The organism is Vibrio sp. 2CM40D (assembly GCF_023161825.1).
In the GTDB taxonomy this organism is placed as follows: Bacteria; Pseudomonadota; Gammaproteobacteria; order Enterobacterales; family Vibrionaceae; genus Vibrio; species Vibrio alginolyticus.
Genome location: NZ_JALNTL010000038.1, coordinates 1 through 611, shown reverse-complemented (window position 1 = coordinate 611; position 611 = coordinate 1). Strand labels below are relative to the sequence as shown.

1 protein-coding gene is annotated in these 611 nt (G+C 41.4%); it reads right to left on the bottom strand.

Going from position 1 to position 611, the window contains the following annotated elements; genetic code table 11:
* Window positions 1-79: 79 nt before the first annotated feature.
* On the bottom strand, window positions 80-611 hold a 532-nt coding region (locus MTF70_RS24305; RefSeq protein ID WP_240354759.1), incomplete at its 5' end, for a DUF4303 domain-containing protein.

Here is a 611-nt window from a genome sequence, read left to right as displayed (position 1 = left end):
TAACACCTTAACCACTAAAACCAACGCATAGTAAAAATGCCACGCGTGCCGAATCACTCTTGAACAATTTGTTATACATTTATTCCGCCGCCTCTCGAAGCCAACTATCTAAGGACTCACGCGGATTTAACCTATATGCTCGTTCAACGTTTGTCGCGTCTGGCGGCATGATTTCTGCGTTGATATAAAGTTTATTTCGACAATTTAAGCTATCTAAATAACCTTCAATATCCAAGCGCTTAAGAGTCGACTCCATCGCAGATAAAAGAACTGCCGTAGTCTCTTCACTAAAACCACATTCAGCGCTCACATTGTCCAAAAGTAGTTCAACATCCGAGAAGTATTCATCGCAGAAACCAAACAACGGTGAGTCTACATATGACCATTTTATTTCTTCTTGGTCTTCAGAGGATGAAGCTTCGGTTTGCAACAGTTCGTCAGACCAAGCCGAAAATATAGGTCGATGCCCCTCTCCAGTTGTGACCAAAGCTACGTAATAGAAGTGATGCTGCGGAAACTCAGACGACAACCTTACTATTATTGATTTGGTCGCCTTGTAGAGCATATTTTCTAGTTGTATAAGTTTCATATTGCTCCAAATGTATAACGCC